Here is a 9,368-nt window from a genome sequence, read left to right on the forward strand (position 1 = left end):
GTGCCGGAACCCGGCCCGACGACGACCGTCCGGGCCGGGTTCCGGCGGGAGCTCGCGCGGGTCACAGCAGCGGAACCCGGGCCGCCGCCAGGATTCCGGCTCGCTGTCAGCGAGGCAGCGCGGCCTGCATCTCGGCACGCAGCTCGGGGGTGAGGAACTCGCCGACACGGATGACCAGCAGCGCCATTTCGTAGGCGATCAGACCGATGTCGGCGCCGGGCGTGCTGAGAATGGCCAGACACGACCCGTCGCCCACCGCCGTGACGAAAAGAAATCCCTGTTCCATCTCGACGATCGTCTGGCGGACACTGCCGCCGCCGAAGAAACGGCCGGCACCACGAGCCAGGCTGTTGAAGCCCGAGGCGACCGCGGCCAGCTGGTCGGCGGTTGTCCGGTTCATTCCGTTCGAGGTGGCGAGCAGGAGGCCGTCCGCCGACAACACGATGGCATGGGTGACCTCCGGGACTTTCCGCGTGAGGTTGTTCAGCAGCCAGTTCATGTTCTCGACCGGGCCGATGTGGCGCATTACATCACCCTTTTCGCGTCGTCACCGTTCGGGTTCGGTCCCTCCTGCAGACCTCGGCCGAAGTTGGTCTGGAAGGAGGACATCATGGATCGGATCTCGTCCGGTGACCGCGTTCCGCTGAGGAGCGACGGCGGCACGGGGCCGTTGGTGGGTGTCCCCCTGAGCTCAGGCGCGAGGCTGGCCCGCCGCTGCCGTCTGGGCAGTCCCGTCTCGTTGGGCTGCCCGGGCGGGGCGGCCGGCGCGGCCGACGCCTGGGAGAACCCGGAGCCGGCACCTGGGAACGGGTCCGCCGGGGGGGTGCTCCTCCTGCGGCTGGGCAGGGCAGGCTGTCGCTGCGCGTCCAGCGGCTCGGCCCACCGGTCCTCTGGCTGCGGCCAGCCGGAGGACGCGCTGGGCGCGTCGTCCCAGCGGGCGGAGGCAGGCGGCGGTGGGGCGGGGATGCCCGAGGGCTGCTCGGCCCAGGCGTTGGGCTCGAGCGCCAGGTTGGAGCGCGGACGCTCCCGTGGATGGTCGTTCCCGGCGCTGCCGCCGGCGCCGTTGTCGATCTCCCCGTCGCCGAGCTGGTCGGATTCGGTGACGAACCAGCTTGAACGGATCGTGGGGAAGACCGGCAGATCGTCCATGAGCGGCCAGTCCTCGCCGCCACCACCGCTACCGCCGGCGCCGTTGCCGGTGGGCGCTATCGGTGACGCGCTCATCGACAGCAGCTCGCTGGTGTCGAAGGAGCCGGCGAAGGGGATCGGGCCGCTCAGCGGGTCCGGATCGTCCATGGGGATCGGGTCCCGCAGTGAGAGCGGCTTGCCGATGGCGAGCGAATCGGTGAACGCGGCCGGGTCACCGAGGTCGATGGAAGCGTCCAGCGGCGCGTCCAGGGAGGCGCCCAGCGGTATGTCCAGGGCCGGCGCCTTGACCCGCTCGGGCCTGGCCGTGGCCGGTGCCTCCTGCGGGGCGTCGTCGATCTCGCGCAACAGGTCGCTCGGGACCAGGACGATGGCCAGGGTGCCGCCGTACGGCGACGGCCGCAGCCGGACCTGGATGTCGTGCCGCTGGGCGAGCCGGCCGACCACGAACAGGCCCAGCCGCTCGCTGGTACGCAGGTCGAACGGGGGCGGGTTGCTCAGCCGCTCGTTGATCTCGGTGTATTCCTCGTCGGTCATGCCCAGGCCGCGGTCCTCGACCTCGATCACGGATCCGTTGGAGACCTGATGCCCGGACACGTGCACGGGGGTGTGCGGCGGGGAGAAGGAGGTGGCGTTCTCGATCAGCTCCGCGAGCATGTGGATCACGTCACCGACGGCGTGCCCGCCGATGGCGGAACCGGCGATCGGCAGCACCTTCACCCGGGTGTAGTCCTCGACCTCGGCGACCGCGCCACGCACGACGTCCTTGATCGGGACTGGCCGCCGCCAGCCACGGGCGGGCTTCGATCCGGAGAGCACGATCAGGTCCTCGGCGTGACGGCGCATGCGGGTCGCCAGGTGGTCGAGCCGGAACAGCTCGGCCAGCTCGTCCGGGTCGGTCTCCTTGCGCTCCAGCGCGTCGATGACCTTCAGCTGACGGTGGATGAGCGCCTGGCTGCGGCGGGCGAGGTTGAGGAAGGTGTCGCCGATGCTCTTGCGCATCGCCGCCTGCTCGACGGCGGTGCGCACGGCGACCTGGTGGACGGTGCCGAACGCCTCGCCCACCTGCCCGATCTCGTCCCTCGTCCCGATCCGGACGGGGAACACCTCGGTCTCGACCTGGACCTGCTCGCCGCGGTGCAGCCGTTCCACGACGCTGGGCAGGCTGTCGTTGGCCACCTCGAGGGCAGCCCCCCGCAGCCGTCGGAGCTGACGGATCATGGGGCTCGCGACGAGCAGCGAGATGCCGATCGACGCGGCCAGGACCAGCGCGACGAGGAGGCTGCTCAGCCAGGCGCTGCGGGTCGCGTGCGAGGCGATCGCATTGCTCTCCTTCGTCAGGTCGGCCGCGATCAGGTTTTCCACCAGGCGGAACCTGGAGATCTTGTCGGCCATGGCTTCCAGGACGCGCTGGCCGTCGAGGGTGATCGGCTGGTTCATCTGGGTCGCGGACACGATGGTGTCGCGCGTCTGGGAGACGCTGGTCGCGACCGGCCCGACCGTTTTGTCGTAAAAGTCCTGTTCTTCCTGGGATGCGATGGTACGGAACTGCGCGATCCAGGCATCCTCGGCACCGGCGTTCGCCTGCACCTGTTTGATGACCGCGACATTGGTCTGGTGGAAGAGGATCACCGAGAGGCTGCCGCGTTGCTGGGCGGCCGCCTCTCTCGCCCGCGACACGCTGGTGAGGGCGCCGACATAGTTGATCAGTTTGGCGTTGTCGGTACCGGCTCCCACCTGGGCGATCAGGTCGAGCAGATTGTTGATGTTTTTGTTGAAGAACTCCGCGTTCTTCACCCGGTCGGTCTGCCGCTGGTCGATCGCCTGCCGCTGGTCAGGGACCTGGTCGAGCTGACGCTGGATGACGTCCATGGCCGGCCGTAGGTCCCTGGTCACGCTGCCGGGGAGCCTGGTCGCATCCTGTTGGTAGGTCGTGATGGCGACGTCGGTCGGGCCGCGCCTGGCCCGCATCTCCTCGAGGCTCTCGCGGAATTGGCTGCCCACGACCGCGGACGAGGCATAGCGTTCCTGCTGGAGGGCGTCAATAAGATCGTTGACTTTGGTTGAGAAGGCTGCGAGGTCCCGGACCCGGCTGCTTGCGTCGACGCTCGCAAGGTCGGCGCGCACCTGGAGGGCGCTAAAAACGGTCAACGCCACCAGCGGGAGGATGAGAATGGCTACCAACTTGGAGCGGATTGGCCAGTTCTGGAGCATCCGATCCTCTCCTTCGACGCAGTGTCCTGACGCCTTGTCGGGGCGAGCGTTCTGGTTCGGCGTTCCGCGTGCCGGCTTACACCTCGACCCACGGTGAAGACCGTGGCCGCGGCTCTTTCCCCCTGGGCGGGACAACTGTACCCGGGCTATTAAGCACGCCTGGAACAGGGGTATAGGGGTCGTGGGGAAGGGGCTCGAACCGGATCAATGGTCGATCACCGGCCGACCGTCCGGCCATGGTCCGGGCGGCCCGCCAGCCGGCTTCGGGATAGGCACAGATGATATTCGTGATGGATTGAACGGCCCGATGATCGACGTTCGTCGTTGTGGCTGGCGGGCTGTGAAAAGGCTGCTCGTGGGAGGGTGTGTGTTTACGGATTGTGGCTCGGTAGACGGCCGAGTTGAAAGGCGGTGGACATCGAGCTGTACCGGGAATGGTCCGGAATCTGTCCCCAAACTGTCCCGGCCGCCCGTGACCGGCGGGTTGGGGACCGGAAACTGCAACAACCAGGTGTCCTTCGGACCACTACCCGGTGCCGGTAACCGGGAAATCACTGCCACGGTCACCCGCCGGTAGTGGGCCGGCGTTGATGGTGCCGGGACGGGCGGCACCGGTCAGGCGCCCGCCACCCCGCCGATCATTCCGACGGGGTGGACCGGGTCCCGGCCCGGGCTGTCACGTGGGCGCCGTTGGGCACCGCGCGCGCCTCGCCGCCCGCCCGGACAAGGGGATACACGGCGAAGTAGTAGGTGGCCCCGTCCCGCGGGTCCCGCAGGTGCCAGCCGCCTCCGATCTCCAGGCTGCTGTTGGTGACCTTCGCGCGCCGGGCGGCCGGGTCGTCCGGCCCGGTGGGGGCGGTGTCGTGCCGCCACAGCACGCGGGCCTCGGTGATGCCCGGCGGCATCTGGAACGTCAGAGTGATCGTGTTGCCGTGGTCCACGGCCCGCAGCGCCCGGATGTGCGGCCCCGGCTGGTGCCGGATGGAACGGCCGACGACCGCCCTGTGCTCGGCGATGCTGATCGGTGTGTACACCGTCGGATCGGCTGCCGGATCGGCCGTCGGGCCGGGTGCCGCGGTGTCGACCAGGCGTCCACGCCGGCTGGAGCCGACCAGGCGTTCCCGTCCCCGCAGGGAGGCGGTGGACAGCTCGTGATCAACAGGGCCGAACGGTTCCGGCTCCGCCACCGGCCGCGGGCCGTGCTCGTGGCCCGCCGGGCCACCGCCGGGGATCTCCCGCACGGATGCCTCGGCCTCACCCCCGGCCCCGGCTCCCGTGCTGGTTCCCGGTCCGGCTCCGGCCGCCGGGCCGGGCGAATCCGCCGGTGCCTCGGTGGCATAGACCCGGACCAGCGCGCCGGGCACCGTCGTCCACCGCAGGACCGTCGTCCCGCCGCTGTCGTCCACCTCGAGGTCCAGGACGGGCCGGGGCCGCCTGACCACGGTCACGACCACATCGACCCCGTTGGTGTGGGCCAGCGCGCCGAAGGGATCCGGGTAGGACACCCGCACCCGGTACCGGTAGGTCGCCCCGGTCTGCACGTCGCGGTCGACATGGCGTCCGCCGGTGGAGCGCAGGCGGCGGGCGGCCCCCCGGAACGGCGAGGACTCGTCGAAGGCCCGCTCGATCAGCACGTCGTCGTAGCCCGCGTCGAGCTGCCAGGACAGGGCCACACCATCGCCGTCCATGTGGGCGCGCAGGTTGGTGACCTCCGGGACGATCACCAGCGGTGGGGTGCGGACCGGTTTCGACCGTCTGCCGCCAGCCGTCGACATCACCTCGTGCCAGACCGTCACTCCCCGGGGCACGCCCGCGTCGGACAGCTCGGTCGAGCCGGTCGTGCCCAGGCTGCGCTCGAACCGCCCGCCCGGCGCGCTCGGGTCGGCGACCACCCGCAGGACGCGGAAGGCGACCGGCCCTGACGAGTGCGGCGGGGTCCACCGCAGGAGCACCGCGCCGTTGTCCTCCCTGGCGGTGAGGTTGGACGGCGGCGCGAGCGCGCCGGGCTCGCTGGTCCCGGTGGGGCCGTTGGCGTCAGCGGCGCGGTCGTCGTCGGCGCCGGCGGGACCGGCGTCCTTCGGCCGTGGGCGGTCCGCCCCGTCCACAGCGGCGGTGCCGCTGCCTCCGGAGGAACCGCTGCCTCCGGAGGAACCGCTGCCACTCTCGTCAACGACGGTGCCGCCGCTGCCGACAACGGTGCTGCCGCTGTCGGGGATGGTGCCGAAGGAGTAGCGGGTGCCGACGTCGTCACGGCGGACGATCCTTGAGTGCCCGCCGTTCTGCGTCCCTGTCGATGTCCCTGTCGATGTCCCGGTCCGCGCCGGGGTGGGCGGCGTGCCGCCCGGCCGTGCCGCGGCGATGTCCGCCAGCAGCTGGCGTGCCTGCCGCGCGGACATGCGCACGCGCGGGTCCTTCTCAAGCAGGCTGGTCAGGACATCGACCAGCGGGCCGGCGAGCCTGGTCGGCGTCGGCGGCTGGAACAGGATCGCCGCCACCATCGCCGCGAAGGTCTCCCGGTAGAACGGTGGCCTGCCCTCCACCGCGAAATAGAGGGTCGCGCCGAGGCCGAACAGGTCGGCCTCCGGGGTGGCGGGCTCACCGTTGAGCCGTTCCGGCGACATGTACGAGGGCGTGCCGAGCACCCCGGTGACGGTGAGGGCGGAGTCGCTGTCCCGGGTGGCGATGCCGAAGTCCGTCAGCACCACCCGGCCGTCCGTGCCGATCAGTACGTTCGAGGGCTTCACGTCCCGGTGCAGGATGCCGAAGGCGTGGGCGGCATCCAGGGCATCGCTGATCGCGACCCCGACGCGGGCGACCTCGGCGACCGGTAACGGTCCATGGCCGCGGACCAGTTGGAGCAGCGACTGGGACGGCACGAGCTCCATCACGATCCATGGCAGGCCGTTCTCGACGACGACGTCGAGGATGGTCACCACGTGCGGGTGGCTGCGCAGTCTCGCGGCGTGCCGGGCCTCCCGCAGCGCCCGCTCGACCCGGTCGGCGCGCTCGGACAGGTCGAGGCCGTCCTCGAGGTCGATCTCCTTGAGCGCGGCATCGGTCAGCAGCACTTCGTCGAAGGCGCGCCAGACCGTGCCCATTCCGCCGGCGCCGAGCCGTTCGATGAGCCGGTACCGGCCGGCCACCAGGCGGTTCACCTCTGGAGCGGCAGCCACGTCGCCCCCTCCGTGATGTTTTCGTACCGCGTTCTCCCAGTGCAGCATGCCACTTGGGCCGGGGGCCGGTGCCCGTGGCGTCGCCGGGCCGTCAGGTGCTCCGAGGCCGCCGGCCGGAAAGCCGGGCCAGCAGGCCCGGCCGGGAAGCCCACCAGGTGTCCCCGGGTGGCGGCGCGGCGGTGGGGTGGTGCTTTAGTGGTCGGTGAACCGGTGCCGGCGGCCCGACCGCCGTGGTCACCGCGGTGACCTCTGATGCCGCTGCCGCACAATGGTGACCATTCGTCATTACTGCCGTTCTTGCTGTGACTGGAGGTGTCAATGGGCCGGGCCGGAATGCTGCCGCGCCGCCGGGCAGCGGTGGCCGGTGCCATGGGCGTGGCGCTGCTGCTCGCCGGGTGCGGCGGGGCTGCCTCCGATGACGCGCCCGCCACCGTCCCGGATGTGCCGGCGACCGCGGTGACCGATGTCGGGGCTGGTGCGGGCGCGGGCGCGCCGCCGGCCGGCCTGCCGACCGACCTGGTGCTGCCGAGCCAGACGGCGGCGGCGTCCGCGCCGCCTGCCCCCGCCGTGACGACCGGTGTCGGGGCGCTGCGGGGGACGCTTGTCCCCAGGCACTTCCCGTTCCCGAAGGATGCGGTTCCCCGGCTGGTCAGCGCCGAGGCGACGGCGACGACGGTCGCGCTCAGTGGTGTGACCGCTGACGACGCCATCCGGTACTACCGGCAGTCGATGCCTTCCGCCGGTTACACGTTCCAGCAACAGAACGTCGCCGACGGACAGACAACGCTCACCTATACCGGTTACGGCCAGCGGGTCCAGGTGCACGCCGGCGGCGCCCGGGAGGTCACGCTCGCCTTCACCGGCGCGTAGGGCGCGTAGGGCGCGTGGGCCGCGTCCGCAGCGGTATGTGGTCCCGCCGGAAGGAATCGGGGCCGGGGCCGGGACGGCCGGAGCCGGGCCGCGGGCCGTGGCCGGGCCCGGCTGCGGGAGTGGCCCCGGCTGCGGCCAGGGCATCCCGGTGGGCGGCCCGGGCCGCAGCAAAAGTGACGATCATGGGTATGCAGGCGAGGGCTGTCCACGGCGTCCAGCCGCCCGGTGGCGACCATGCCGGCTGCGGCAGGAAGAACCACAGTGGCCCGTCCGGGCCGACCGCGTACCGGTGGCTGTTGGTCAGCCACGCGGCGAACTGGCCGGCCCCGCTCACCGCGATGACGCCCGCGGCGGCCGTGGCGGCGCGGGCGCGCAGGTGCGCAGGCAGCCTGTCAGCCAGCACCTCCACGGACAGCAGCGGCAGCATCACCAGCGCCGGCAGGATGTACCGGCCCTGCATACCGAACCCGTTCTGGATGAACACCGCCGCGGCGAGCAGCTCGTACAGGACGACGACCACCAGCAGGCCCCCGGCCAGCAGCGCGCGGTCCCGCCGCCGGCCGACCGCGAACGCCGCGAGGAACAGCCCGCCGGCCAGCAGGGCCCACAGCCCGTACAGGGCCGTCGGCAGCGGGACGGACTGCCAGCCGAAGACCCCGACCGTCTGACGCGCCGACTCGGCGGCGGTCTCGGCGGCGAGCACCAGCCCGTGGCCCAGCCGCCCCCACAGGACGGGGGTACGCAGCGACAGCGCCTGCGTCCAGAGCACCGACCCGGCAAGCCCCAGCATGACGGTCGCCGCCGCGGCGGTCGCCGGCCGGCCGCCCTCGCGTAGGCGGTGCCATGCCGTGCGCGGGGAGAGACGGCCGGCCCCGAGGGCGGCCGCGAGCACGATCCACAGCGGTGCCATGGGACGGCTGAGCGCCGTCACGGCCATGGCGATGCCCGCGACCCACCAGGCCCGGGCCGAGGGCTGTTCGGCCCGGGACAGCCGCAGCGCAGCCGCGGCACAGGCCAGTGCGCCGGTGAGCTCGGTACCGCTGGCGCCGGCCTGGGAGCCGAGAAAGACCACCATCGGGGTGACCGCGGCCGCGATCCCGGCCAGCGCCAGGGGACGCCGGCCAGGCCGCCCCTGGCCCCCCAGCAGGAGCCAGGTGGCGGCGGCCAGCAGCGCCGCCGAGACGAGCGCCGAACCGAACCGGGCGAACACGTAGCCGGAGCGGACCGACCAGGCCGCCCGCGTGAGCGCTCCTTCGGAGAGGTACATCAGCGGCGGATACGCGCCCACGATGCTTTCGGCCCGGCCGGGCGGGACGGCGGTGGCCTGGCGCAGGCAGGCCGCGGACACCTCCGGGTCCAGGGCGGTGCAGGGCGGGCTGGTCGTGATCCGCAGCTGGGCTGGCAGCTCGAAGCCGCGATAGGCGTTGCGGACCTGGCGCAGTGAATCCTCGCTGAACACCCCGAAGGAGCGCAGCCTGGCGAGCGGGACGGGCTCGCCGAGTACCTGCCCGCGCCCGGCGGCCACCGCTTTCGCGTAGTGGCTCGGCTCGTCCGGCGCGGTTCCCAGCGGGTTTGTCAGCGCCCACAGGAAGATCCAGCCGGTCAGCGCGGCGAGCAGGAGAGCGGGCGCGCCGGGTTTCCGCAGCCAAGACCACAGTGGTCTTTTCATAGGGGCCGCACATTACCAGGGATACGTTCCGTGAACGGCAAGCGAATTCCTCCCCCGTCCGGCTCCAGGAATGCCAATGACGTGGAGTATCCGTTTGATTTCTTTATGTGAATGTCGATATTGCTGTCGCTGCCGGCCGTCCGGCGCGCGTGCCTAGTCGATGAGCCGGCGGCGCATGGAGCGGACCGCGAGCAGCCACATGATCCACGCGAACACCCCCAGCGCCCCCAGGTGCCCGAGGTCGGTGAGCGGGGCGAACCCGAATGCCGCGTCGCGCACCAGCTCCACGCAGTGGT

At 71.6% G+C, this 9,368-nt stretch carries 5 protein-coding genes; 1 reads left to right on the forward strand and 4 read right to left on the reverse strand.

What is annotated here, in order from left to right; translation table 11 throughout:
* Positions 1–106: 106 nt before the first annotated feature.
* The 3 genes from NBW84_RS01310 to NBW84_RS01320 all read right to left on the reverse strand — a co-directional run bounded on the left by NBW84_RS01310 (position 107) and on the right by NBW84_RS01320 (position 6,533).
* Positions 107–526: a roadblock/LC7 domain-containing protein gene (locus tag NBW84_RS01310; protein WP_250280910.1), complete on the reverse strand. Its 420-nt coding sequence runs from the start codon at positions 524–526 to the stop codon at positions 107–109.
* The gene (locus NBW84_RS01315; protein ID WP_250280912.1) at positions 526–3,360 is read right to left on the reverse strand and encodes a nitrate- and nitrite sensing domain-containing protein; all 2,835 of its coding nucleotides are present in this window, start codon (positions 3,358–3,360) and stop codon (positions 526–528) included. Before NBW84_RS01315 ends, NBW84_RS01310 begins: the two co-directional genes overlap by 1 nt.
* A gap of 638 nt (positions 3,361–3,998) precedes the next feature.
* Positions 3,999–6,533, reverse strand: coding sequence for a protein kinase domain-containing protein (locus NBW84_RS01320; protein WP_250280915.1), 2,535 nt, complete (start codon positions 6,531–6,533; stop codon positions 3,999–4,001).
* A gap of 318 nt (positions 6,534–6,851) precedes the next feature.
* Here NBW84_RS01320 and NBW84_RS01325 point away from each other — a divergent pair, with 318 nt between their 5' ends.
* Positions 6,852–7,403: a hypothetical protein gene (locus NBW84_RS01325; RefSeq protein ID WP_250280918.1), complete on the forward strand. Its 552-nt coding sequence runs from the start codon at positions 6,852–6,854 to the stop codon at positions 7,401–7,403.
* On the opposite strand, the gene NBW84_RS01330 is transcribed toward NBW84_RS01325, so the two are convergent.
* Positions 7,390–9,072, reverse strand: a complete 1,683-nt coding sequence (locus NBW84_RS01330; RefSeq protein WP_250280920.1) for a DUF2142 domain-containing protein — start codon at positions 9,070–9,072, stop codon at positions 7,390–7,392. The genes NBW84_RS01325 and NBW84_RS01330 overlap by 14 nt on opposite strands.
* Positions 9,073–9,368 lie beyond the last annotated feature (296 nt).

The sequence above is a fragment of the Protofrankia sp. CiP1_Cm_nod2 genome (assembly GCF_920664355.1).
Lineage (GTDB): Bacteria > Actinomycetota > Actinomycetes > Frankiales > Frankiaceae > Protofrankia.

Excerpts from the sequence above, each read along its gene's own strand:
- NBW84_RS01315 (WP_250280912.1), bottom strand. The coding sequence starts at position 3,360 with ATGCTCCAGAACTGGCCAATCCGCTCCAAGTTGGTAGCCATTCTCATC.
- NBW84_RS01330 (WP_250280920.1), bottom strand. The coding sequence starts at position 9,072 with ATGAAAAGACCACTGTGGTCTTGGCTGCGGAAACCCGGCGCGCCCGCT.
- NBW84_RS01325 (WP_250280918.1), top strand. The coding sequence starts at position 6,852 with ATGGGCCGGGCCGGAATGCTGCCGCGCCGCCGGGCAGCGGTGGCCGGT.
- NBW84_RS01310 (WP_250280910.1), bottom strand. The coding sequence starts at position 526 with ATGCGCCACATCGGCCCGGTCGAGAACATGAACTGGCTGCTGAACAAC.